The following is a 23,072-nucleotide window of genomic DNA, read 5'->3' as shown; positions in this document are numbered from 1 at the left end:
GCAGACAGGAAAGAGACAAGGCACATGGCTACGATGGAAAAGGTTCCGATGCTCAGCGAGGGGTATGAGCGTCTGACCGCCGACCTCAAGATGCTGCGTGAGGAACGCCCGAAGATCGTCGACGCGATCGAGGAAGCGCGCGCGCATGGCGATCTTTCCGAAAACGCCGAATATCACGCCGCCAAGGAGCGTCAGGGCCAGGTCGAGGCGCAGATCGGCGATCTCGAAGACAAGATCAGCCGGGCGCAGATCATCGATCCCAAGACGCTTTCGGGCGAGCGTATCATCTTCGGGGCGACCGTGACGCTGCTCGACGAGGACGACAAGCCGGTGAAATACCAGATCGTCGGCCAGACCGAGGCGGACGCCGCAAAGGGCCGTATCTCCTATTCCTCGCCGCTCGCCCGCGCTATGATCGGCAAGCAGGTCGGCGACGAGATCGAGGTGACGGTGCCCTCGGGCGACAAGTTCTACCTCGTCGACAAGATCGAGTTCATTTGAACCTCAGCGGGTCCCTGCGAAGGCAGGGACCTCACTCGGGCTCGCTTCTGCTGCGGGGAAGTCCCTGCCTTCGCAGGGACTCAGAACAGCCGCTTCTCCATTGCATAATTGTGGATCGGCACGGCGTGACCGTCGTGCTCGATTGCGAAATCGCGCCGGTGCAGCACTTGGTATCCCGCACGCTCGAAAGCGGGCCGAGCGAGTTCGCTGGCCTCGGTGTACAATCTCTTTACTCCGGCTTCGAGCGCATGGTTCTCCGCCTCGGCTAGCAGCCGGGCCGCCAAACCTCGGCGCGAATGATCAGGATGGTTGTAGAGACGATCGAGATGGCCGTCGGGCTCGATCAGTGCATAGGCCACCGATCGATCACGCTCATCGACCGCGACGAAGATCACGTGCCCCTGGCGCACCCTGTCCCGGTATATCTCAGGCCCACCATGGCGGCCGGCCCACGCGCCGATCTGCTCGGGCGAGTAGGCGCGCGACCCGATGGCGCGTATGGCGGCAAGCGATATCTGCGACAGTTGTTCCGCATCGGGATCGCGATATCGCCTGATCCGGTATTCCATCGGACGATGGTCGAGCCGGCTTACTCGTCCGGGGTCAACAGCTTGTGGATGTGAACCACGACATATTTCATCTCGGCATCGTCGACCGTGCGCTGCGCCTGCGAGCGCCAGGCATCAACGGCCGCGTCGTAGGAGCTGTACACACCGACGACATGGATGCTTTCCGGGTCGGCGAAGGTCGCTCCGCGCGGATCGGTGACCCGCCCGCCCATGACAAGGTGGAGTTTCTGGCTCGGGGTGGTCTCTTCCATGGATGATGGCCCTTCGGATGAAACGAGGCGGCGGATCCAGCGGATCGCGCCCTATCGGACCGAGCCCCCGCGCACCTCTATGGAACGCGGGGCTTTAACGCCCCGCGCCCGCATTTCAACCCGAGCAGATTCCCGGCTCCGTCAGCTGCGCTTACCCTTTAGATCGCGCATCGCGCGCGTCGCCTTGCGGCGGGTGCGGCGACTGACATTACGGCCCGAATCGGCGGTGCTACTCGCAAGGTAGCTCGCCTCGCGCTTCAGCCGCCGAGCCCGCGCGCCAGCGCTGTCGCCCAGATCCTCGAGCGCGTCGGAACCCGCGCGTCCGGCGCTCGACGCATCGTGGACGAGCTTCATTCCGAACGCCATGATCGCATCGGAGACGAGATTCCCAATGCGCGAGGCCTCGGTGCCGGCTTCGCGCGCGGTGTCGACCGCGTCGTCGCCGAAGTCTTCGGCTGCGCGGCGCGTGCGCGTGGCGGCGGAGCCGATTGCGGCGGCGGCACCGGTCGCCGCGGTGCCAACGAAGCGGCGACCGCGCGGTGTGGCAAGGCCGATCAACAGCCCCAGCGCGAGCGCGCCGCCCACCACGGTAAGCGGATGCTGCCTGGTGTATTCGACCGCATCCGAGGCACTCTCTTTCGCTTGGTCGGCGAGCGAGCGATCGGCGATGCGGCGTTCGCTCGCCTCGATTTTCTGGCGCAGTGCATCGCGCTTTTCTTGCGGAGTCGCGGCGGGCGGCGTCAGGTCGCTTGCGGTCGCTTCGCTCGCATTGTCGGCAATACTGTCTTTGGTGGGGGCATCATTCATCGTCATCTCCAATATTTGGTCGTCACCGGGGGCCTAACCCTCGCCGGCTTCGGCTCTTTCGTAATTGTAATCGTCCTCGTCCTCGCTTTCCGGATCGGAAAGGCCGAGAAAATCGAACAGCGGCTCACGCGCCAGCCACAGCAGGATTGCACCGACCAGCGCGGCGAGAATGCCGCGCTTGTCGTCAGCCTGTTCCTTGGCCAGCTCGAACACGTCGACCGCGCCGTCGCCGACCCGGCCGAGCACGCGGGAGGCGATCCGCTGGCCCGAAAGGTTCTCGCGTACATTCTCGACATCGGCGAGTACGTTGCGCTTCGCCGCATCGCGCAGCAGGCGGTCTTCGCGCAGCTGTTTTCGCAGATCGCTCATTGCTGTCTCTCTGCGGACGAAAACAGGCTCTGGACCTGATTAACCTTGGACCGCGCCTTCATCGCGAGCAGCGCCGCGCCGATCAGGATCGCACCGACCACGATGGCGATCGCGCCCCAAATCGTAACCAGCGGTGCAAGCGCGATGACCAGCCCGACCGCAAGCGCGAGCAGTGCGATATGGAGGAGAATAAGCGCGACCGCGAGCGCGCCGGCGGCAACCCCGATGCCCTTGCCGGCGAGTTTTGCGCGCGTTTTCTGGAACGCTGCTTCGGCGCGAGCATAGGTAACGCCATCGTCGAACAGGTTGCTGACTTCCTCAATGAGGCCGTCTTCCTGGGGCGGCAGGCCGGCGCCGATCGGCGGGGTCACCGGCGGCTCGTGCAATCTGGCCTTGGCTCCGGGTGGATCGACCGGCGTCGGTTCGACCTCATCCGCGAGATCGCCGCTGATCGCTGCGCCGGGGGCGGGCACGCCGGGAAGGGGTGCTCCGCCAACCTTTGGATGCAATCGCGGATCCGGCGTGTCGACAGGGCCGTCCGCCGGAGGAGGCACCGCGGGGTCGCGCGGCTCGCCTTCGTCGGAACGGGGCCGGCCAGGGGGCGGGGTGTCAACCATCAACGTACTCTCCGGCGAACCGCCAAATCTGTCGCAAGAGCGCCTGCATCTTCAGCGCGCCCTGTATCGGATCGGGCGCGATCAGCGGCTGCCACCGCGAAACAGCCGCGCGATCAGGAATCCGGCGACGGCGGCGATCCCGACAGCGGCGGCCGGGCTCTTGCGGATGGCTTCGCGCGTGTCTTCGCCCAGTTCGTCGACGCTCTTCGCCTCGAGCTTGGCCGAGGTTTCAGTCAAGCTGCGCGAGGCCGAGCGGGCGTAGTCGCCATATTTCGGGCCGAAGCGCTCGTCGATCTGTTCGGCGGTTTCGGCAACGCTGCGACCCAGCGAGGCGAGTGCGTCGCTGGCGGCGCTCTTACCCTGGTGCGCGAATTCGCCGCTCTTCGCCTTCGCCTTGTCGCCATAAGCGCGCGCTTCGGCCTTCAGCTCTTCCGAACGGCCCTTGGCCTGTTCGCGATAGGCATCCGCCCGGGTGTTGGCTTCGCTGCGCAGTGCGGCGGCGCCCGCCTTCGCTTCCTCGAGCGCGGCGTTGAAGCGGCTTTTCGCCTCTGCCGTGCCGGCACCGCTTGCGCCGGTGCTGGTTCCGGTGGTCACGGGATCGGCCGTAGGCGTGGAGGTCGCGGACTTGGCGCTTGCGCCGGTCTTGCGCGGGGAAGCCTTGGCGGTGCTGCCGGATTTACCGGTCGCGCCCTTGGCGGAAGTTTTCGCGGGGGTCTTCGTTGTCTTGGAATCGGCCATGTTGTCTTTCTGCTCTTTTTGGTGAAGCGCAGTCCTGCGAAGAGCCGGACGCGCGGGAGTTTCATGAATTGCAACGCGGCTTGCGCCCTCAGGTTCCGGCGAATAGGGGTGCGCCGAAATTACGTTGGCCCGGCCGTGCCGGGTGTCCTGTGAATATACTACACCTTGCCCCCGGAGCGCAAACATGACGGCGATCATCGATATCCACGCCCGCGAAATCCTCGATTCCCGGGGCAATCCGACGGTCGAGGTCGATGTCCTGCTCGAAGATGGCAGCTTCGGGCGCGCCGCGGTCCCCTCCGGCGCCTCGACCGGCGCGCACGAGGCGGTTGAGCTGCGCGACGGAGATAAGGAGCGTTACAAGGGTAAGGGGGTGTTGAGAGCCTTGGAGGCGGTCAACACCGAAATCCGCAACCTCCTGGTCGACAGCTTCGACGCCGAAGACCAGCGCGACATCGATCTGTCCCTTATCGCCCTGGACGATACCGACAACAAGGGTCGCCTGGGCGCCAACGCGATCCTCGGGACCAGCCTGGCGGTCGCAAAGGCCGCTGCGCAGGCGCGCGGATTGCCGCTATATGCCTATGTCGGCGGGGTTTCGGCGCATGTCCTGCCGGTGCCGATGATGAACATCATCAATGGTGGCGAACATGCCGACAACCCGATCGACATCCAGGAATTCATGATCATGCCCGTGGGCGCCGAAAGCATCGCCGACGCCGTGCGCTGGGGCGCGGAAGTGTTCCACACGCTGAAGAGCGGGCTCGCCAACAAGGGTCTCTCGACTGCGGTCGGCGACGAGGGCGGCTTCGCGCCCGACCTCGCCAGCCCCCGCGCCGCGCTCGATTTCATCATGGCTTCGATCGAACAGGCCGGATTCGCGCCGGGTGAGGATATTGTGCTCGCGCTCGATTGCGCGGCGACCGAATTCTACCGCGACGGCAAATACGAGATTTCGGGCGAAGGGCGGAGCCTCGATGGCACAGCTATGGCAGATTATCTCGCCAAACTGTGCGCCGACTACCCGATCCGTTCGATCGAGGACGGCATGGCGGAGGACGACTTCGCGGGCTGGAAGGCCCTCACCGACGAAATCGGCGGTAAGGTGCAACTGGTCGGCGACGATCTCTTCGTGACCAATCCCGCGCGGCTCGAGGACGGCATCGCCCGGGGGCTGGCCAATTCGCTGTTGGTCAAGGTCAACCAGATCGGCACGCTCACCGAAACGCTGGCCGCCGTCGATATGGCGAACCGCGCGCGCTACACCTGCGTTATGAGCCACCGTTCGGGCGAGACCGAAGATGCGACTATCGCCGACCTCGCGGTTGCGACCAATTGCGGGCAGATCAAGACCGGCTCACTCGCGCGCTCGGACAGGCTTGCGAAATACAACCAGCTGATCCGGATCGAGGAAGAGCTGGGCGACAGCGCGGCCTATGCCGGGCGGGGGTGTTTCGGCGCGCTTGTATAAGCGCAGCGGCGACTTGATCTGCGCGGCTTACGATAGGAATCGGACGGTGTGTAGCCGGCGTGAGGGGGGGCCTTCACGACTGGCCCAAGTCGCCCGCAGCCGCGAAATAGCGATCCATCGCGGCGAGGCCGCCTTGCGTCAGGCGAACGAGAACGCGGCGTTGATCGCGCGGATCGTGTTCGCGCAGGATGAGGCCATGATCGGCCAGCACGCCGAGCCAACGCAACCCGGTGGTCGGCGGTGCGGCCGAGCCGATACAGGCGCTCGACACCGAAACCGGGGTCCCGTCGGCTTGGGCAATATAAAGGTCGAGCAGGATATCCCAGGCCGGTTCGCCGAAAATCTCCGCCTCGCCGAAGATCTCGGAACGCTTGCGCCGCCTCGCATAGGCATTGCGCGCGAGCTGGACGTGGTGCGTCCGCGGCTGTGCAGGATCGGGGCGGGGAAGGGCCGGCACGTGTCCCGGCTCGGCGGATGGCTTGCGCGCCGAAGCGAGCGCGTGAGCGGCACCTCCACCGCTTTCTCTGGGCGGAGTGCGCGGCGCCGTGTGGCCCAGCGAAAATCCGAGATCGGCGAGCGAGAGGGCGGGGCGTATGTGGGCTCGGCTCTGGGTCCTGTCCGGGCCGGACGGTTCGCCATTTTCGCGCAATATCGCCGCGATCGCGCTGAGTTGTTCGGCCAGAACACCCAAATCGGGAACGCTGGAATCGGGTGTATCGTCGGCTCGCGGCGTGTCGCCGCCTTGCGCAGCACTTGGGAAGGGGCGGGCATTCAGTTCCTTCATCGCCGTGTTGCCCGGCGCCGGACGTCGGCCGAAAGCCGGGCGTAGGAGAGTAACTCCGACATTATGGCCGCTCTTGTGCCCGATCGGCTCTCGACCGCCCCTCCTCGCATGATTGTGCCTCGCTCCCCTAATGGCGGGGGCAGCACATGGCCGGTCCTATCGACACCGCGCCATGTGTGCCCCGCATTTGGGGTAGCGGTCAGAAGCCGCGGAGCCATTATGCAAGAGCGCGTAAAGTTGCCCCTGAAGGCTCCGTTTTGGCGCTAATGCACGAGGCGGCGGGCGGCGCGTGCGGCCGAGCTATTGCCGCGCCTGCGATCTTCACCCGGACGACATGGACCACCCTGCTCGACCGCGTCGAGGTTGTCGCGCAGATGGTGGATGGCGGCATCGACATGGATCGCCGCAATCCCCGCGCCGATGCGATCGAGCCGCTCTAGGACGCCGTCCAGTTTCGCCAGACAGAAATGAAGTTCGTGTAGTTCTTCGGTTGTGATGTGAAGCATGTTGTGATCCCCCCAACGCTTCGCGAGTCCGCCCATGCGGGCACCGCTTGGCTAAGAGATTAAGCCGCACCTGCCGAAAAATGTATAAGGGGAACTGCGTAGCTGATTGTTATCAGCCGCCGGGCGCGCCGCGCTAAGCCCCGAAACGCCGGGCCAGATCGTGAAGCGCGAGCGCCGCCTTGGCCGCTTCGCCGCCCTTGTCCTTCTGCGCCGCATCGGCGCGAACGCGCGCCTGTTCCTCGTTCTCGACCGTCAGGATGCCATTGCCGATCGCGATCCCGTCCATGGTCAGCGCCATGATCGCGCGCGCGCTCTCGCCTGCGACGATCTCGAAGTGATAGGTCTCGCCGCGGATGACGACGCCGATCGCGACGAAGCCCGCATAGGCGCCGCTTTCCGCCGCCATCGCGATGGCGCCGGGCACTTCCAGCGCACCGGGAACCGTCAGCACTTCGGCCTCGTGCCCCGCTGCCTCGATCGCCGCCCGGGCGCCCGCGATGAGCATGTCGTTGAACTCGCCGTAGAAGCGCGCTTCCACGATCAGGAATGTTGCCATGGGATTGTCTACTCCGGGATCGGCCGGTGGCCGGTGATGGTGATGCCGTAGCCTTCGAGCGCGACTAGATCGGGCCGCGAATTGGTCAGCAACACCATCTCATGCACGCCAAGATCGGCCAGGATCTGCGAGCCGATACCGATATTGCGATGCTCCTCGTCTGGGCTCCATTCGCCGCTGGTGCCGACGCGCTGGGTGAGGATGACGATGATGCCGCTTCCCTTCTCGCCGATCGCGCCCATCGCGCGTTGCAGCGTGCGCTTGCGCGGTCCGGGCGCGCCCAGCACGTCGTCGAAGACCGAGATCGGATGGACGCGGGCGAGGGTGGCTTCGCCTTCGACCACATGTCCTTTCTGAAGGACATAGGCCTCGTTGTCGGAAATCGTGTTGCGATAGGTGATCATGCGCCACTGGCCGCCATAATCGCTTTCGAAACTGCGCTCGCCCACGCGCTCGACCAGATGATCGTTGCGCATCCGATAGGCGATGAGATCGCGGATCGTGCCGATCTTCAGCTGATGCTTGCGGGCAAAAGCGATCAGGTCGTCGAGGCGGGCCATCGTCCCGTCCTCGTTCATGATCTCGCAGATGACGCCCGAGGGATTGAGCCCGGCAAGCCGCGAGATGTCGACCGCCGCCTCTGTGTGCCCAGCACGCACCAGCGTCCCGCCTTCGCGCGCCATCAGCGGGAAGACATGGCCGGGCGTGACGATGTCGTCCGGCCCCTTGGTCTGGTCGATGGCGACCGAGACGGTGCGCGCACGGTCGGCGGCGGAGATACCGGTGGTGACCCCTTCCTTCGCCTCGATCGAGACGGTGAAGGCGGTCTGCATGCTTTCCGTGTTGTTGCGGCTCATCGGATGAAGGCCGAGCTGATCGACCCGCGCCTTGTCTAGCGCCAGACAGATGAGCCCGCGACCGTGCGTCGCCATGAAGTTGATCGCGGCGGGCGTCGCCATTTGCGCTGGTATGATGAGGTCGCCCTCGTTTTCGCGGTCTTCGTCGTCGATCAGGATATACATGCGCCCGTTGCGCGCCTCGTCGATGATGTCCTCAATCCCGACCAGAACGGGCGTGTCGTCATTGGCGTCGAGGAAGCTCTGCAATTTCGCGAGCGTGTCGGCGGTCGGGTTCCAATCCGCTTCGCCCGCGTCGCGCAAGGTGTTGGCATGAAGCCCTGCGGCGCGGGCCAGGCCGGCTTTGGTGAAAGAGCCGTCTGCCACCAGATTGCGCACGCGTGTGATAGTCGATGTGTCCACGTTTAATGGATAGCACATTTCGATGTGATTGCAAGCTGACGCGTGTTTTGACGTGGGCTTTGGCCCGCGTCGTCAGCCCGGTCCGCTACGGTTCGGAGGCGGCGTATCGGTGGTCTGCCTGTTCTCCGGATTGACATAAATGTTCGGCTCGGCGTCCTGCGCCTGCTCTGCCGCATCTTCCTCGACCCCGGCGGCTTCGCGCAATCTGCGCGCGATCTCGCTGGAAAACGGACTTTCCGGCTCCGGCTCGCGCACTTGCAGGCGCGTGCGGTCGGGAGCGAGCGTGCCGGGGGAGGGTGCAGCCGCGAGCGTCTGACTGACATAGCCGTCGCGTTCCTCGACATAGCTTTCGACCAAGGGCAGCGCCTCCTGCGGATCGGCAAAACTCCACAGGCCGGACAGCGAGCCTTCGATCACGAGGCCGTACACCGCTTTCTCGATCGCCCGGCGCACGGCGAGCTGCGGCGGTTCGTTCACCGAAACGCCGATCTCGCCTTCGAGCAATTCGTCGAAATCGACAAAGCGAAAGACGCCGGCCTGCGTCCCTTGCGAATAGATGTTCTTGGTGGCCGACACACTGCGCAGCATCCGCCCGCTCTGCGTGCTGGTCACGCGCAGGCTGACGGTGACGCGGTCGTGCTCGTAGCGCGTGTTCGCGCCAATGCCGAGAAAGCGTGCGCCAGCACCGCCCGTATAGGTATTGGTCTCGTAAGCGACCACCGCACCCTCGATCAGGATCGGTGCATAGAGCAGCGGGGGAGGGGGGCCGAGCGGCTGACCGTCTTCGCCCAAAAACTGCTCGCGGGTCGAGCGGATCAGTTGCCGCTCGCGCAGGACGTTGTTCAGGCCCTTGCGGTCGAGGATGACGAACCACTGACCGCGCCCGGCCTCCTGCAGCGCCTCGAGCAGCATCTCCGTTGCGCCCTGAGTCACCGCTCGGGAAAACTCGGAGAACTCGTCATTGGGCTTATGCTGGCCGGTCTTGTCGGCGATGTCGTAGATCGCGACGACGATCGGCTCCGATGGCGGCGGGAGGGCCTGAAGATCGCGTTCGGTCTGGGTTCGCTCTGCTAGTATCGGTTCGCTTCCCTGCGGCGCGGGTTTTCCGGCGCAGCCGGCTGTCAGCAGGCCGAGAGCGGCAAGAGCAGCGGCGGACGCGCGGCGAGAAGCGCGCGAGCGTTCTGGCGATGCAATCATGTCAGGATCCGGGTGCGGGGACTTCGATTTCGGTCACGCCGCCGGTGACCTGATCGATAATGCGAAGGAAGATGACGGAACCGATCCGCTCGAACTCGATCGTAAGATCGCCGAGCGGGATCGTGCCCGAATCCTCCGGATTCTCACCGAACAGTCGATCCTCCACCTCGTTCGCCGCGCGGTTGAGCAGGCGGCGGGTCAGGTCGCGGTCGAACCGTTCGAGAAGGTCTTCCTCTGGTTCTTCATACTGGTTCTGGATGCGCGCCTGGTTCAAAAGGAAATCGCCGTTGAACGGGCTTCCGCCGAAATTGGGATTGACCGGGCGGTACTTGATATCGTCGGCGAGCGCCGGACCGATCGGTGCGACGCCCAGAAGCGCCATGGCGAATAGGCCGCATATGAATCTCAAACCACTCGCCCCTGTTGCAACAGTCGTATCGACCGGACGCATAAGGACCGACGAGCGCCCTGTCGAGCGATCGTCGGTCCTCTGACGCTGCGGCGTTGGTCGATCAGGTCAGTTCGATTGCGTCACGGTGTAGCCGCCGCCCTCGGGTGTCGGGCCCGTATAGGTCATCGAGAAGCTGTTGCCGTTGCCTTCCTGCGTGATGGTGACGTCGTATCCGTTGCCGGTCTGGCTCACATCGACGAAGTTGTTGTTGCCGTCCTGGCTGACTTCGCCGCCCAGATTGAAGCCGCGTTGTTCGTATTCGATGCGGTTGCCGTCGCCCTGCTGTTGCAGGTTGAGCGAGAGGTTATTGCCGCCCTCGGCCATCTGCACCGCGTTGATGACGTTGCTGCTGCCGGACTGCTGGAGGGTTGCGGTGATGTTGTTGCCGTCACCACCCTGCATGAGGGTCGCCCGGTTTTCGCCGCCGGCCTGTGCGATCGTGGCGGTGTAGGATGTGCCCGAACCGTTCTGCGCGATCTCGGCAAAGTTGCTGCTGCCCGAACCCTGATCGATATCGGCTTCGACAGTGCCGTTTTGCGGCTGCGCATTCGCTTGTTCGATGCGCGCCTCGTTCTCGTTCGAAGTCTGGTCGATCGCGCCGATTACGCCGCCGCTGGTCTGCTCGATCACGGCGAGGTTGCGGCTTGCGCCCGACCCGGTTGCGATCGACGCGGTCGAGGCGACACCGCCGCCCGCTTGCTGGATGCGCGCCTCGTTCTGCGTTCCGTTGAGGCTGATATCGCCCTTCAGGTTCGATCCGTCCTGCTCGATGCGTGCGATGTTCCGGCTGCCGGGCTGGGTGATCGAGGCATTGCTTCCCGTGCCACCTGTAGCGCGGGTCTGGATGATCGTTGCGGTGTTGTCGCTGCCGCCCTGATCGATGTCGGAATTGTCCGTGCCGCTGTTGGCATCGATGGTCTGCTCGATCGTTGCGGTGTTGTCGCTTGCTCCGCTGGCGGATTGATCGATCGCGCCGACACCGCCTCCGCCAGAGCCACGCTGAGTGATGGACCCGGAATTGGAGCTGCCGGCCTGGTCGAAATCGGCGGTGTTCTGCCCGAAGCCCGCCTGGACAATGGTCGCCTGTGCACCCGATCCGGTTTGCGAGACATTGGCGAGCTGTGCTTCGCCGCTTTGCTCGACGTCGGCATTGTTGCTCGATCCGGGCTGCGTGATTGTGAGCGTATTGCCTGTGCCGCCATCTTCGCGGGTCTGCGTGGCGGTCGCGACGTTTTCGGTTCCGCCCTGATCGATGTCGACCTCGTCGGTGCCCGAACTTGCATTGACCGTTTGCGAAATCTCGGCGGAGTTTCTGCGCGCGCCGCTGGCCGATTGGTCAATGCTTGCAACACTGCCGCCGCCCGAACCGTCTTGTTCGATCGTTCCGGAATTGGAGCTGCCAGCCTGATCGAAATCGGCGGTGTTCTGCCCGAAGCCCGCCTGGATGATGGTCGCTTCGCCTCGCGATCCGTTCTGTGCCAGGTTGGCAAGTTGCCCTTCCCCGCTTTGCTGGACATCGCCTTCATTGCGGCTGCCTGACTGTGCGAAGGTGGTCGTGCTGCCGGTCCCGCCGTCTTCGCGGCTCTGCGATGCTGTCGCGACATTGCGGCTGCCTGCCTGGTCGATGTCGACCTCGTCGGTGCCGCTCGATGCGTTGATCGTCTGCGATATCTCGGCGGTGTTGCTACGCGCGCCGCTCGCGGATTGGTCGACCGACGCGGTGCTGCCCCCGCCAGAGCCGTCCTGTTCTATGGTGGCTGCGTTGGACCGGCCCGCCTGGTCGAGATCGGCGGTGTTCTGTCCGAAGCCTGCCTGAGTGATGGTTGCCTCTCCGCGCGATCCGCCCTGCGAAAGGTTTGCAAGCTGCGCTTCGCCGCTCTGTTCGACATTGGCCGTGTTGCGCGAGCCGGGTTGGGTGATGGTAGCCGTGTTACCGGTACCGCCGCTGTCGCGAGTTTGCGATGCGATCGCCTCGTTGTCGCTTCCGCCCTGATCGATGTCGACTTCGTCGGTCCCCGAGGTTGCATCGATCGCCTGCGTGATCTCGCCAACATTGTTGCGCGTGCCGTCGGTCGACTGATCGATCGCGGCGACGCTTCCGCCGCCAAGACCGCGTTGGGCGATGGTCGCGCTGTGCCGCGATCCGGTCTGGTCGATGTCGGCCAGGTTCGATCCGCCGTCGCCTTCCTGCGTAATGGAAGCGGTCAAGCGCGTGGCGTCGTTCAGATCCAGCGAAAATTCGGCCGGCTCCTGCGCGATCTGGGCATTGTTGCCTCCTCCGGACCCGCGCTGAAACACCTCCGCGCGCGAACTGCGTCCAGCCTGATTGACGGTTGCAAGGTTGCCTTCGCCCGCCTCGCTCGTGTCTTCCTGTTCGATCACCGCAGCGAGCCTGCTGCCACCTTGCGTCAGGGTCGCTTCGTGCTGCCCACCCGCGCCCGACTGCGTGACCGTCGCCTCGTTGCTGCGTCCGTCGACATCGATATCGACGTTGTTGCCCTCGCTGGAGCCCGACTGACGAATTTCGACCCTGTTGCGATCGCCGCCGATGATGTCGACCGACGCCTTGTCGCGGTCCGCATCTTGCAGGATGAAGGCCTCGTTTCGATTGGTCGAAAGCGTGATGCCCGCCTCGTTCGCGATGCCCATCGTCTGAACGATCTCGCTGCGGTTGCGGTCGCCGTCGACGATCTGCGTCTGGATATTGCCGGTCTGGCTTCCGTCGAGATTCCCGCGCTGCAGGGCGAAGGAGTTGTTGTAATTACCGTTCTGTTCGATGCGCACCGTGCTGGCGTCACCCTGTTGATCGATGTAGGCGGTGCTGGCGAAGGCCGTGTTGCCGCTTTCGCCCTGAAGGATAACGGCGGTCGAGCTGTCCGCGCCGCCTCCGACACTGTCGGCCTGGTTGATGCCGGCCTTGTTGCGATCACCGAATTGTTCGATCCGGGCGGTCGAACCCGAGCCGTCCTGAAAGATGCCCGCCCCGTTGGGGGACAGGTCGATCTGCGTGCCATCGAACAAGGTGACCGACGAGCTGTCGAACGTCCCGTTGGCCGTGTTTCTACTGCCGTCCTGCTCGATCTCCGCGGTCGAGTTCTGGCGCGTTTCCTCATCGGCCTGAACAACCGTCGCGTCCTGCGCGCTGGCGACGGCGGGGAATACGAGACTGGCGGCGGCAAGTGCAGTCAGCGAAACATTGCTATGGAATTTCATGGTCTCTCCGGTGCTGAATATGAATGTTTCCCTAACGGGTCCAGCGGCGGCTCTGTTCCAAAAAACTCAACGGACTGCGATGCGCCTTTCGAGGGGCGCTATCGCGCTCGGCCCAATGGACGCCATCAACGTCGAAATTTGCAATCGGAAGGCACAGCCGGATCGACATCTTCCATGCACCGGAGCCAGAGGCATCCGAGGCTTCGAAAAACGAGCATATAGGAAAATGGTGGACGCACTAGGGTTCGAACCTAGGACCCGCTGATTAAGAGTCAGCTGCTCTACCAACTGAGCTATGCGTCCATTCCCGAAGCTGTGTTCGAGGAGGTCGAGAGCGATAGCGGTGGGCTGAAGGCCCGTACTTCCGAATCGCTCACGAGGCGCCCGCGTATAGCGTGCCGGCAACATATGGAAAGCGTTTTTCCGATTGCCACCAGTCCGGCTCGATGCGCATCGAGCGAGGTGCGTAAAACGGATTTCCTGGCGGCGGACAATCGCCCATTGGGGGGGTGGGCCGCCGCCGCCAGGGCCTCGAGCGCTCAACGGGAACCCTTCTCGAAAGGAGGGTGGTGCGACCCGATCGCCCGAGACTTGACCGGATGACCGTGATATCGGCCATCTTGACGTTTAGGGAAAGTCGCCCGGTTGGGTGACGTATGGTAATGCGGCCCCCTATGCAGCGCATGTTCGATACCATCGAAGCGCTCGATACCGTCGGCGCCGTCCTGATTGCCGTGCGCGATCTTGCGATCATGCAGGGCTCCAGACGCATGAGCTATCACGTAACGCCTGCCTTCGACGGTCCGACGGCGAAAACCACTGCGGTCTATGCGCACGGTTTCAGTCAGGAGTGGCTGGACCTCTACGCGGACGAGGCGTTCCGGGCATCCGATCCGATCCCGGCGCGGGTGATGCGACATGGCTCGCTGATGACCTGGAAAGAGGCGATGGCGGCGGGTGAGAACACGCACGAGAACGAAGCCTATTTCGAGCGGATGCGCGAATTCGGGCTCGAACATGGGTTCGGCCTGCCGCTCTATGGCCCGGGCGGGAAGGACGCCTACGCCTCCTTCGACTTCCTCCGCCCTCTGGACGAAGTGTCGAACGAAGCTCTCGGCATCGTGCGCAGCGCCGCGAAGGCGGGGCATCAGAGGGTTGCGGTGCTGACCGATCGCGAGGATCGTCCGCCGCCGCTTTCAGAGCGCGAGCGCGAGGTGCTCGAATGGGCGGCGCGCGGAAAGTCGATCAGTGCCATCGCGACGATCCTCGACATCTCGCCCGATACGGCCAAGACCTATTTCAAGCGGATCTACGCCAAGCTCGGCGTTTCGGATCGGGTGGGAGCGGTGGTGAAGGCGCTGAGGCTGGGGCTGCTGTCGACCTAGCGCCCGCCGGCCCGGTCAGTCGGCGAGCCCGCTGCGCGGCGTGTCGCGGTTCCAGCGATTGACCATCATCAACGCGCCGATGCAAATCATGTTGGTCAACATTGAGGACCCGCCATGGCTCATGAAGGGCAGCGGAATGCCGACGACCGGCGCCATGCCCATTACCATCATCAAATTGACCGCGATGTAGAAGAAGATCGTCGCCGTCATTCCGCCCGCGATCAGGCTGCCGAAGCGATCCTGCGATCGACGCGCGACATTCAGGCCCCAGCGCAGGATGATGACGAAGACCCCGATCACGAACAGGCCGCCGACCAGCCCCCATTCCTCGGCCATGGTCGCGAAGACAAAATCGGTGTGCGGTTCGGGAAGATATTGCAGGTGGCTCTGCGAGCCGTTGTTGAAGCCTTTGCCGAAAATGCCGCCCGATCCGATCGCGATCTTGGACTGCGCGATGTGATAGCCATCGCCGAGCGCATCGGCTTCGGGTTCGAACATGGTGAGGATGCGGCGTTGCTGGTATTCTTGGAGGCCGAAGAAGAAGACCAGTGGCGCAGCGGCCAGCGCCGCCACGCCCCCGGCGACGAACCAGCGCAGGGGCAATCCTGCCAGCAGCATGACCACGCCGCCACCAAAAACGATGGCGAGCGAGGTGCCGAGATCGGGCTGAAGCAGGACGAAGCCGACGGGCAGGGCGATAAGCGCAGCGGGGATGAAGAGCGCGCGCCACGAAGTGGTCAGCCCGGCCGGCAGCGAGGAATAGAACATCGCCAGAGTGACGACGATCACCGGCTTCATCAATTCCGAAGGCTGAAGCTCCATGAAGCCGAGGTCGAGCCAGCGCTGGGCACCGCCGCGCACCGCACCCATCACCTCGACCGCGCCGAGCATCAGCAGAATGACGACATATGCGGGATAGGTCATCAGCCGTACGAATTGACGCGGCAGAGAGGCGATCACCGCCGCCATCAACAGGAACACGCCGAAGCGCAGGACATGCGAGGAGGCATAAGGGTCCCACGATCCGCCCGCAGCCGAGAACAACACCGCCGCGCCGAAGGCGACCAGCAGCAACAGCGGGATCAGCATCCCCCAGGGCTGGCGCGCTATCGGATCGGGGATGATCGACCGGGAGACAGCCATCAGGTGGTGTCGCTTCCGGCAGGAACGAGGGGCTCGATCGGCGGGGTGCCCGAAGGATTGGCCTGCGGGCGCGGGGCAACGAATTGCTCGCCGATTTCCTGCGTCTGTTGGGCGTCGAGCCGCGCTTCGGCTTCCACCTGATCGAAGATGTCCTCATCGCGGCGCGGCTGCGGGGGGATGCTCGCGCCGCGCTCGGCGGCATAGGCGGCATAGCGCCGGTCGAGCCGCTCTTGCGCGGTGCCGCCCCATTGTTCCTCGAGCGCGCGCAGGGCCTCCATGCCCTTGGCGGGGTCGAACAGGAAGGTCATGACATCGCGCGCGATCGGGTAGGCTGCGCCCGATCCGCCGCCATGCTCGATGACGACGGCGCCGGCATAGCGCGGCTTGTCGGTCGGCGCGAAGAAAGTGAAGAGCCCGTGGTCGCGATATTTCCAAGGGCCGCTGCGCCCGTCGGAGACGCTAAGGCTCACGACTTGCGCGGTGCCGGTCTTGCCCGCCATCTTGACCTCTTCTAGCGGCAGGCGCCCGCGCCCTGCCGTGCCGGGCCCGTTGACAACATCGCTCATCGCCTGGCGCACGTAGCTGACATGATCCTCGGGAAAATCGACCTGATCGAACCCCTTGGGCACGGTATCCAGCGTCAGGCGCGGCATGACGTGGCGCCCGGTCGCAAGGCGCGCTGAAGTGACCGCCAGTTGCAGCGGGCTGGCGAGATAATAGCCCTGACCGATCGAGGCGTTGACCGTGTCGTAAGGCTGCCATTCGCGCCCGAACTTGTTGAATTTCCACTCCGAGGTCGGGACGGTGCCGTAGAACTGGCTGTTGACGGGGAGGGGAAACTCCTCGCCCATGCCGCAGGTGCGCGCCATGGCGGCGACATTATCGAAGCCTATTTGCTGCGCGAAATGGTAGAAATAGCTGTCGCAAGACTGGTAGATAGCCTTGGCCATATTAACCGTCCCGTGATTGCTCCAGCAATTGAAGAAGCGGTTGCCGATCCGCCGTCCGCCGCCGCAGGTGATGGTTTCCGACGGGTCGATGCCGGCTTTCAGAAAGGCCATGCAATGGATCGGCTTGACCGTCGAACCGGGCGGGTAGAGGCCTTTCAGGACCTTGTTGCGCAACGGCACGCGCTGATCGTCGCGCAGCATGGCGTATTCAACACTGCCGATGCCGTCCGAAAAACTGTTGGGATCGAAGCTCGGCATCGAGGCCATGCACAAAAGGTCGCCGGTGTCGCAATCCATGACCACGACCGACCCGCTTTCGAGACCGATGCGGCGCGCGGCATAGTCCTGGAGCGGGCCGTCGATCGTCAGGCGGACGGGATCGCCCTGGACGTCCTCGCGCGTTTCGAGATCGCGTACGATGCGCCCGCCCGCGGTCACCTCGACCCGGCGCGCGCCCGGCACCCCGCGCAGCTCCTCCTCGAATTGCTTTTCGAGCCCATCCTTGCCGATCTTGTAGCCGGGCGTCAGCAGCAGCGGATCGGGCGCTTCGTCATATTCCTCGGCCGAGGCGGGGCCGACATAGCCGATCAGATGGCCGACGGTGGAGCCGGTCGGGTAAAAGCGCGAGAAGCCGCGCTGCGGGACGACCCCCTGCATGTCGGGAAGGCGGACGCTAAGTGCGGCGAATTGTTCGTAATCGAGGCCGCTGGACACCTCGACCGGGGCAAATCCACGTGCGCTTGCGATTTCGCTCTTCACGTCCGCGATGCGCGACGGGGTGAGGTCGAGCAGCGCGCCGATCTCGTCGATCATGCCTTCCGGGTCGTTCAGTCTTTCGGGAATGACATCGACGCGGAAATCGGCGCGGTTGGAGGCGAGCGGTGCGCCGTTGCGATCGAGGATCCAACCGCGCCGCGGCGGGATCAGCGTCAAGTTGACGCGGTTGCTCTCGCTTTCGAGCTCGTATTTCTCGTTCTCGGCGATGGCGATGTAGCCCATCCGTACCGCCAGCAGCGCCGCCACGCCGCCTTGAAGGCCGCCAATGACGATGGTTCGCCGGTCGAACGTGTTCTTGAGCACCGACGCGTTAACCAGCGGACCGCGCCGCTGCACACCGCTCTTGAAACCGAAAAAGCGTTTCATCCGACCCTCCGCGAACGCGAAAGGCGGAAACGGTCGAGCCCGGCGATCATGCGCGAGACGACTGGATAAAGCAGGACCGACAGCGCGATTTGCGGCCCGGCTGCGAGAAGCAGCGGCGTGGAGAGAACGGCGCCTGAAATGAGCATGGCGGCAAGAATATACAGGACGATAGCGAAACCGGCGGTGAACCAGTCCTGCCAGAAGCCGCGCCAGGGAATGCGCGTTTCGAGAAGTTCGAGCGCAATCATGGTCAACGACCATAGCAGAATGCCGCTGCCGAAGGGCTGACCGCTGATGAGATCATCGAACGCGCCGAGCGGCACGCCGATCCATAGTGGCATCAGACCCGGGCGCATCAGGCGCCAGGCTAGGAAGATGATATAGCCCAATGGCGGCGCGATCGGCATGACATCGGCAAGGATGAAGAAGGGCAGCAGCGAGCCGATCATGATTGAGACGTAGTGGACGCTGCGCGCGCGCCAGGGCGACTCCGTCCGGTTGATCTGGGTCCCACCATAGGCGCTGCGCTGCATCGGGGGATCGAGACGGCCCTTCAATTGCCTAGCTCTTCCTGAGTGAGTTCTGCATCCGCACTGACACCGGCGGCCTCGACCGCGAGCGGTTCGTAGATCGGTTCGACGATGACGTAATTGGTTGCGGAGGGTTCCGCGATCAACCGGGCAATCCCGCCATCGGGGGTGAGTTCGCTGAGCACCGCGACCGCGACGCCCGGGCGATAGTATCCGCCCGCACCGCTGGTGACGAAGACATCGCCGATATTGAGCGGATTGAGGCCGAGATTGATCAGACGGATGCGCAGAAGGCCATCGCCGCGTCCTTCCGCGAAGGCGACAGTCTGATCGCTCGCGCGGCGCACGGGCAGGACGCTTTCGGTGTCGGTCAGAAGCAGCACGCGCGACGAGCCGAGCGAGGTTTCGAGCACGCGGCCGATTACGCCGCGTTCCGAATGGACCGGCATGCCGATCCGCACCCCGTCATTCTCCCCGACGCCGATATAGGCGAAGCGTCGGGCCGAAGACGCGCTCGAGCCGACGAGACGGGTGGTGGCGATGGGTTCGGCAGCGCCCGTCTCCAGCGCTAGTAGCGCTTTCAATCGCTTGTTCTCCGCCTCGACCGCGCGCGCTTCAGCCAGGCGCACGCGGGCGATTTCGAGCTCCTTGCGCAGCGCGGCGTTCTGGCTGCCCGCTCGCCAGAACCCGCTCACCGTCTCCCAGATGCTGTTGCGACCTGCGCGCACAGCGGCGGTCGCTTCGCCAGCGGGTGCGGTCGCGGTGGTGGTCGCGCCGCGCAGGGGCTGAAGCGCGGCGGGTTGCCAGAGCGACAGGCCGAGCAGGGCAAGTCCCAGCAGCGCGCCGAGCGTCGCCAGCAGATATCCGGTGAAGACCGAATATTGTTGCCGCTTTGAAAAGCCCGATCGACGCGATGCTGGCGACGCCATGGCCCGAAATTATGTCCCTTGTCTGTCGTTGTCGCCCGCATGCCGAGATCGCGCGAGCGGTATGGCCCGAACGCTCAGGCCGTCATCAATACGCCGCGATAGATCGGGTCTTCCATCGCGCGGCCAGTGCCGATCGCCACGCAGGTCAACGGATCTTCGGCGATCGAGACCGGCAGGCCGGTTTCCTCGCGCAGATGCTCGTCGAGGCGGGCGATCAGCGCGCCGCCGCCGGTCAGCACGATACCTTGGTCGACGATGTCGGCGGCGAGCTCGGGCGCGGTGTTTTCGAGCGCGATCCGCACCCCTTCGACGATCGCGCCGATCGGTTCGGACAGCGCCTCGGCCACGTGGCTCTGGTTGATGGTGATTTCCTTGGGCACACCGTTCACGAGGTCGCGGCCCTTCAAGGTGATGGTTTCGCCGGCGCCATCTTCGGGCGTGACGGCGATGCCGTAATCCTTCTTGATCCGCTCCGCCGTCGCATCGCCGATCAGGAGGTTATGATGCCGGCGGACGTAGGAGACGATTGCCTCGTCCATCTTGTCGCCGCCGGTGCGCACGCTGGTGGTGTAGGCGAGGCCGCGCAAGCTGAGCACCGCGACCTCGGTCGTGCCGCCGCCGATATCGACCACCATCGAGCCGACCGGTTCGGTCACCGGCATGTCCGCGCCGATCGCGGCGGCCATCGGCTCGAGGATCAGGTGCACTTCGGAAGCGCCGGCATTGGAGGCGGCATCGCGGATCGCGCGCTTTTCGACCGAGGTCGAACCCGAGGGCACGCAGATCACGATCTCGGGATAGCGGAACAGGTTGCGCTTTCCGTGGACCTTGCGGATGAAGTGCTTGATCATCTCCTCGGCGATTTCGATGTCGGCGATCACGCCGTCGCGCAGCGGGCGGATCGCCTCGATCGTGTCGGGCGTCTTGCCCATCATCATCTTGGCATCGTCGCCTACCGCCTTGACACGCTTGATCCCGTTGATCGTTTCGATGGCAACCACCGACGGTTCGTTCAGGATGATGCCCTGATCCTGCACGTAGACCAGCGTGTTCGCCGTGCCGAGGTCGATCGCCATGTTCTGCGACCCGAATTTGAAGAGGTTTGCAAAAAAGCTCATGAATGATTGTTCCAAAGCCTGGGATGGGTGCGCGGGAGGCCGGAACGCCGAGGGTTTGGCGGCCGGGAAGTGCCGGTAAAAGCGTCGCAATCCATCCCGAGATTGTCGAGACTGCGCCTCGCCTAGCGAATGCTTTGCACAAATGCTAAAATTTTTGTTGAAGCCCCGCGCTATTTTCCCCCGCAGCCCTCGAATTTGCGGCGTGCGAGGGCTAGCATGCGACAAATGCCCACAATCCGCCGCCTTCCCGACGATCTTGTCAACCGTATCGCCGCGGGCGAGGTGGTCGAGCGCCCTGCGGCCGCGCTCAAGGAGCTGGTAGAGAACGCGATCGATGCGGGCGCGAAGCGAATCGTCGTTGCGCTGCAGGATGGCGGGCTGACCCGGCTAGACGTCACCGACGATGGCTGCGGGATGAGCGCCGAGGAGATGGCACTCGCTCTGGAACGCCATGCGACATCCAAACTGCCGGAGACGCTGGTGGGCGCCGACGGCGCGATCGAGCTGGCAAACACGCTCGGCTTTCGCGGCGAGGCGCTGCCTTCCATCGCGAGCGTCGCGCGCCTTACGCTCGAAAGCCGGGCGATGGGTTCTCCCGATGGCTGGCGCCGGGTGGTCGATCACGGAGCGGCGATCGAGGACCGTCCCGCCGCGCTTCCGCAAGGAACGCGCGTGCGCGTCGAACAGATCTTCGCGCGCGTGCCCGCCCGCCGGAAATTCCTGCGCACCCCGCGCAGCGAATATATCGCCTGCCTCGATGTCGTGCGCCGGCTCGCCATGGCGCGTCCCGACATCGCCTTCACCCTCACCAACGAGGGCCAGGGCAAGACCCGCACCGGACTTGCGACGCAGGCGAATGAAGCATTGGATACGCGGGTCGCGCAGATCGTCGCGCGCGAGCTGAAGGACAATGCGGTGGCGATCGAGCTGATGCGCGAGGGACCGCATGGCACGATGCGGCTGACGGGACTTGCGGGCCTGCCGACCTACAATCGCGGCGTGGCCGACCACCAATATCTGTTCGTCAATGGTCGTCCGGTGAAGGACAAGCTGCTGACCGGCGCGGTGCGCGGCGCCTATTCGGACATGCTTGCGCGCGATCGACATGCGGTGCTGGCGCTGTTCCTCGAAATTCCGCCCGCCGACGTCGACGTCAACGTCCACCCCGCCAAGACCGAGGTGCGCTTTCGCGACGCATCCGGCGTGCGCGGCTTCATCGTTTCGGGGCTGCGTCAGGCGCTCGCCACCGGCGACCGTCGCAGCGCGCAAGGCCCGGACCGCGCGGCGATGGAACGGTGGCAGGCGGAGCCCACTTCTTCTCCCTTCCCGGCGGCGGAGCGGCCGGGGATGGGGGGACTGTCCTATCCTTCAGCAGCTGAAGCACCCGTTCCCAATCCTTTCCAGCAAGGGAAGGGGCTGATGTTGCACGACGAGCGGACGGCGTTTGCGAGCCTACATGGCAGCGCCGAAGCCGCGGAGCCGCTTCCCGAAGATGCCGCCGACCACCCCCTAGGAATCGCGCGGGGGCAGGTCGCGAACACCTATATCGTCGCCGAAAGCCGCGACGGTCTCATCCTCGTCGATCAACACGCCGCGCATGAGCGGCTCGTGCTCGAACGGCTGAAGCGCGCCGGGGCAGCCGAGGCGACCCATCGCAGCCAGGCGCTGCTCGTGCCCGACGTGGTCGAGATGGACGAGGCGGATTGCGACCGGCTCGAAGACGCCGCCGAGGGACTCGCGCGCTACGGCCTGATGGTGGAGCGGTTCGGGCCAAACGCGATGCTGGTGCGCGCGGTGCCGAGCGCGATCGCGAAGGCCGACAGCGGCAAGCTGCTGCATGATCTGGCCGACGATATCGCCAAGCATGGCCAGCAGGAGGACAGCGGCGCGCTGCTGCTCGCCGAACGGCTCGACTACGTGCTTGCGACCATGGCCTGCCACGGATCGGTGCGGGCGGGGCGGGTGCTGTCGGTCGCCGAGATGAACGCTCTGCTGCGCGAAATGGAGGCGACGCCGCGTTCGGGCCAGTGCAACCATGGCCGACCGACCTGGGTCAAGCTGTCGATGGACGACGTCGAAAAGCTGTTCGGGCGGCATTGATGCGGCCCGCGATCCTTATTCTCGCGATCGCGCTTTCCGCCTGCGAGGAAGGGAACCCCGGTGCGTCCGTCGACTACGACGCGATGAACAGGGCGGCGGAAGGTCCCGCGCGTCAGATCGATCCGCAGCCGATCGGAACGGGCGAGCTCACTAGGTTCGGATTGTCGCGCGGCACCTGTGTCGTGCCCGGCGCAAATCACCGCGAGAACCTCTTCGCCGCCTCGCGGGAGAAGGGCATCATGCGCATCGATTTCGAGACGATGGAATTCGCCCCGCGTCCCACAAGCGATCCGCTGCCCAACAATGTCGCGAACGGTTTCGATGGCACGGACTACCAGGTCGAGCTGACGGTGGATCGATCGAGCGAGACGCCCGCGGGGCCCGAACAGCTGTTCTTCAACGGAACGCTGACCGTCCGCGATGCGCGCGAACGGATCGTGTTCGAGCATCGCGGACGGGTCGAGTGTTCCTGGCCCGGTTAAGGG

The 23,072-nt window shown here is 64.6% G+C and carries 23 protein-coding genes and 1 tRNA gene; 5 read left to right on the top strand and 19 right to left on the bottom strand.

The annotated features are described in order from the left end of the window. The first annotated feature begins 24 nt into the window (after positions 1–24). Entirely contained in the window at positions 25–501 is a 477-nt protein-coding gene (gene greA / locus V2I30_RS08205; protein ID WP_330661628.1) for a transcription elongation factor GreA, read from the top strand. 80 nt (positions 502–581) lie between these two features. On the opposite strand, the gene V2I30_RS08200 is transcribed toward greA, so the two are convergent. The 6 genes from V2I30_RS08200 to V2I30_RS08175 all read right to left on the bottom strand — a co-directional run bounded on the left by V2I30_RS08200 (position 582) and on the right by V2I30_RS08175 (position 3,852). After that, the gene (locus V2I30_RS08200; protein WP_330661627.1) at positions 582–1,070 is read right to left on the bottom strand and encodes a GNAT family N-acetyltransferase; all 489 of its coding nucleotides are present in this window, start codon (positions 1,068–1,070) and stop codon (positions 582–584) included. Between the two features lie 20 nt (positions 1,071–1,090). Beyond that, entirely contained in the window at positions 1,091–1,321 is a 231-nt protein-coding gene (locus V2I30_RS08195) for a DUF4170 domain-containing protein (protein WP_330661626.1), read from the bottom strand. A gap of 141 nt (positions 1,322–1,462) precedes the next feature. Then, positions 1,463–2,128: a hypothetical protein gene (locus V2I30_RS08190; protein WP_330661625.1), complete on the bottom strand. Its 666-nt coding sequence runs from the start codon at positions 2,126–2,128 to the stop codon at positions 1,463–1,465. Between the two features lie 33 nt (positions 2,129–2,161). Further along, positions 2,162–2,497 carry a hypothetical protein gene (locus V2I30_RS08185; protein ID WP_330661624.1) on the bottom strand — a complete coding sequence of 112 codons (336 nt, stop codon included), beginning with the start codon at positions 2,495–2,497 and terminating at the stop codon, positions 2,162–2,164. Then, entirely contained in the window at positions 2,494–3,114 is a 621-nt protein-coding gene (locus V2I30_RS08180; RefSeq protein WP_330661623.1) for a phage holin family protein, read from the bottom strand. Before V2I30_RS08180 ends, V2I30_RS08185 begins: the two co-directional genes overlap by 4 nt. 81 nt (positions 3,115–3,195) lie before the next feature. Next, positions 3,196–3,852 carry a hypothetical protein gene (locus tag V2I30_RS08175; protein ID WP_330661622.1) on the bottom strand — a complete coding sequence of 219 codons (657 nt, stop codon included), beginning with the start codon at positions 3,850–3,852 and terminating at the stop codon, positions 3,196–3,198. Positions 3,853–4,036: 184 nt separating this feature from the next. Here V2I30_RS08175 and eno point away from each other — a divergent pair, with 184 nt between their 5' ends. Then, positions 4,037–5,323 (top strand): phosphopyruvate hydratase, encoded by a 1,287-nt coding sequence (eno, locus tag V2I30_RS08170; protein ID WP_330661621.1) that lies wholly within the window; start codon positions 4,037–4,039, stop codon positions 5,321–5,323. Positions 5,324–5,396: 73 nt separating this feature from the next. Here eno and V2I30_RS08165 read toward each other — a convergent pair whose 3' ends face one another. From V2I30_RS08165 to V2I30_RS08130, 8 genes are all read right to left on the bottom strand, one after another. Further along, entirely contained in the window at positions 5,397–6,107 is a 711-nt protein-coding gene (locus tag V2I30_RS08165; protein WP_330661620.1) for a MarR family transcriptional regulator, read from the bottom strand. Between the two features lie 263 nt (positions 6,108–6,370). Next, positions 6,371–6,613 carry a hypothetical protein gene (locus V2I30_RS08160; protein WP_330661619.1) on the bottom strand — a complete coding sequence of 81 codons (243 nt, stop codon included), beginning with the start codon at positions 6,611–6,613 and terminating at the stop codon, positions 6,371–6,373. A 133-nt stretch (positions 6,614–6,746) separates the two neighbouring features. Then, on the bottom strand, positions 6,747–7,169 hold the full coding sequence (ribH, locus tag V2I30_RS08155) for a 6,7-dimethyl-8-ribityllumazine synthase (protein ID WP_330661618.1): 423 nt from the start codon (positions 7,167–7,169) through the stop codon (positions 6,747–6,749). A gap of 8 nt (positions 7,170–7,177) precedes the next feature. Further along, on the bottom strand, positions 7,178–8,428 hold the full coding sequence (ribB, locus tag V2I30_RS08150) for a 3,4-dihydroxy-2-butanone-4-phosphate synthase (protein ID WP_330661617.1): 1,251 nt from the start codon (positions 8,426–8,428) through the stop codon (positions 7,178–7,180). 72 nt (positions 8,429–8,500) lie between these two features. Further along, on the bottom strand, positions 8,501–9,625 hold the full coding sequence (locus V2I30_RS08145; RefSeq protein ID WP_330661616.1) for a CsgG/HfaB family protein: 1,125 nt from the start codon (positions 9,623–9,625) through the stop codon (positions 8,501–8,503). 1 nt (position 9,626) lies between these two features. Then, positions 9,627–10,007, bottom strand: coding sequence for a curli assembly protein CsgF (locus V2I30_RS08140; RefSeq protein WP_330661615.1), 381 nt, complete (start codon positions 10,005–10,007; stop codon positions 9,627–9,629). 135 nt (positions 10,008–10,142) lie between these two features. Next, positions 10,143–13,289 (bottom strand): beta strand repeat-containing protein, encoded by a 3,147-nt coding sequence (locus V2I30_RS08135; protein ID WP_330661614.1) that lies wholly within the window; start codon positions 13,287–13,289, stop codon positions 10,143–10,145. Positions 13,290–13,516: 227 nt separating this feature from the next. After that, positions 13,517–13,592: transfer RNA gene (locus tag V2I30_RS08130), tRNA-Lys, on the bottom strand. Between the two features lie 380 nt (positions 13,593–13,972). Here V2I30_RS08130 and V2I30_RS08125 point away from each other — a divergent pair. Further along, positions 13,973–14,674 (top strand): helix-turn-helix transcriptional regulator, encoded by a 702-nt coding sequence (locus V2I30_RS08125; protein WP_330661613.1) that lies wholly within the window; start codon positions 13,973–13,975, stop codon positions 14,672–14,674. 15 nt (positions 14,675–14,689) lie between these two features. Here V2I30_RS08125 and rodA read toward each other — a convergent pair whose 3' ends face one another. The 5 genes from rodA to V2I30_RS08100 all read right to left on the bottom strand — a co-directional run bounded on the left by rodA (position 14,690) and on the right by V2I30_RS08100 (position 20,487). Further along, on the bottom strand, positions 14,690–15,817 hold the full coding sequence (gene rodA, locus V2I30_RS08120; RefSeq protein ID WP_330661612.1) for a rod shape-determining protein RodA: 1,128 nt from the start codon (positions 15,815–15,817) through the stop codon (positions 14,690–14,692). Continuing rightward, positions 15,817–17,910, bottom strand: coding sequence for a penicillin-binding protein 2 (gene mrdA, locus V2I30_RS08115; protein ID WP_330661611.1), 2,094 nt, complete (start codon positions 17,908–17,910; stop codon positions 15,817–15,819). The genes rodA and mrdA overlap by 1 nt, the downstream gene beginning before the upstream one ends. After that, the gene (locus V2I30_RS08110) at positions 17,907–18,467 is read right to left on the bottom strand and encodes a rod shape-determining protein MreD (RefSeq protein ID WP_330661610.1); all 561 of its coding nucleotides are present in this window, start codon (positions 18,465–18,467) and stop codon (positions 17,907–17,909) included. The genes mrdA and V2I30_RS08110 overlap by 4 nt, the downstream gene beginning before the upstream one ends. Next, a complete protein-coding gene (gene mreC, locus V2I30_RS08105; protein WP_330661609.1) occupies positions 18,464–19,369 on the bottom strand; it encodes a rod shape-determining protein MreC in 906 nt (301 codons plus the stop codon). The genes V2I30_RS08110 and mreC overlap by 4 nt, the downstream gene beginning before the upstream one ends. Before the next feature lie 74 nt (positions 19,370–19,443). Beyond that, positions 19,444–20,487 (bottom strand): rod shape-determining protein, encoded by a 1,044-nt coding sequence (locus tag V2I30_RS08100; protein ID WP_330661608.1) that lies wholly within the window; start codon positions 20,485–20,487, stop codon positions 19,444–19,446. Positions 20,488–20,712: 225 nt separating this feature from the next. On the opposite strand from V2I30_RS08100, the gene mutL reads away from it, so the two are divergent. Then, positions 20,713–22,587, top strand: a complete 1,875-nt coding sequence (gene mutL / locus V2I30_RS08095) for a DNA mismatch repair endonuclease MutL (protein WP_330661649.1) — start codon at positions 20,713–20,715, stop codon at positions 22,585–22,587. Next, positions 22,587–23,069 (top strand): hypothetical protein, encoded by a 483-nt coding sequence (locus tag V2I30_RS08090; protein ID WP_330661607.1) that lies wholly within the window; start codon positions 22,587–22,589, stop codon positions 23,067–23,069. The genes mutL and V2I30_RS08090 overlap by 1 nt, the downstream gene beginning before the upstream one ends. The last annotated feature ends 3 nt before the right edge of the window (positions 23,070–23,072 follow it).

This window comes from Erythrobacter sp. (assembly GCF_036351135.1).
Lineage (GTDB): Bacteria > Pseudomonadota > Alphaproteobacteria > Sphingomonadales > Sphingomonadaceae > Erythrobacter.
The sequence above is the reverse complement of the archived record's forward strand: the minus strand, read 5'-3'. Positions and strand labels throughout refer to the sequence as shown.

Bases quoted from the DNA above. Each gene is read 5' to 3' on its own strand.
- V2I30_RS08200 (WP_330661627.1), bottom strand. From the start codon at position 1,070: ATGGAATACCGGATCAGGCGATATCGCGATCCCGATGCGGAACAACTG.
- V2I30_RS08180 (WP_330661623.1), bottom strand. From the start codon at position 3,114: ATGGTTGACACCCCGCCCCCTGGCCGGCCCCGTTCCGACGAAGGCGAG.
- greA (WP_330661628.1), top strand. From the start codon at position 25: ATGGCTACGATGGAAAAGGTTCCGATGCTCAGCGAGGGGTATGAGCGT.
- ribH (WP_330661618.1), bottom strand. From the start codon at position 7,169: ATGGCAACATTCCTGATCGTGGAAGCGCGCTTCTACGGCGAGTTCAAC.
- V2I30_RS08140 (WP_330661615.1), bottom strand. From the start codon at position 10,007: ATGGCGCTTCTGGGCGTCGCACCGATCGGTCCGGCGCTCGCCGACGAT.
- V2I30_RS08185 (WP_330661624.1), bottom strand. From the start codon at position 2,497: ATGAGCGATCTGCGAAAACAGCTGCGCGAAGACCGCCTGCTGCGCGAT.
- V2I30_RS08190 (WP_330661625.1), bottom strand. From the start codon at position 2,128: ATGAATGATGCCCCCACCAAAGACAGTATTGCCGACAATGCGAGCGAA.
- mutL (WP_330661649.1), top strand. From the start codon at position 20,713: ATGCCCACAATCCGCCGCCTTCCCGACGATCTTGTCAACCGTATCGCC.
- mreC (WP_330661609.1), bottom strand. From the start codon at position 19,369: ATGGCGTCGCCAGCATCGCGTCGATCGGGCTTTTCAAAGCGGCAACAA.
- V2I30_RS08145 (WP_330661616.1), bottom strand. From the start codon at position 9,625: ATGATTGCATCGCCAGAACGCTCGCGCGCTTCTCGCCGCGCGTCCGCC.
- mrdA (WP_330661611.1), bottom strand. From the start codon at position 17,910: ATGAAACGCTTTTTCGGTTTCAAGAGCGGTGTGCAGCGGCGCGGTCCG.
- rodA (WP_330661612.1), bottom strand. From the start codon at position 15,817: ATGGCTGTCTCCCGGTCGATCATCCCCGATCCGATAGCGCGCCAGCCC.
- V2I30_RS08160 (WP_330661619.1), bottom strand. From the start codon at position 6,613: ATGCTTCACATCACAACCGAAGAACTACACGAACTTCATTTCTGTCTG.
- V2I30_RS08125 (WP_330661613.1), top strand. From the start codon at position 13,973: ATGTTCGATACCATCGAAGCGCTCGATACCGTCGGCGCCGTCCTGATT.
- V2I30_RS08175 (WP_330661622.1), bottom strand. From the start codon at position 3,852: ATGGCCGATTCCAAGACAACGAAGACCCCCGCGAAAACTTCCGCCAAG.
- V2I30_RS08195 (WP_330661626.1), bottom strand. From the start codon at position 1,321: ATGGAAGAGACCACCCCGAGCCAGAAACTCCACCTTGTCATGGGCGGG.
- V2I30_RS08165 (WP_330661620.1), bottom strand. From the start codon at position 6,107: ATGAAGGAACTGAATGCCCGCCCCTTCCCAAGTGCTGCGCAAGGCGGC.
- V2I30_RS08100 (WP_330661608.1), bottom strand. From the start codon at position 20,487: ATGAGCTTTTTTGCAAACCTCTTCAAATTCGGGTCGCAGAACATGGCG.
- V2I30_RS08135 (WP_330661614.1), bottom strand. From the start codon at position 13,289: ATGAAATTCCATAGCAATGTTTCGCTGACTGCACTTGCCGCCGCCAGT.
- V2I30_RS08090 (WP_330661607.1), top strand. From the start codon at position 22,587: ATGCGGCCCGCGATCCTTATTCTCGCGATCGCGCTTTCCGCCTGCGAG.
- eno (WP_330661621.1), top strand. From the start codon at position 4,037: ATGACGGCGATCATCGATATCCACGCCCGCGAAATCCTCGATTCCCGG.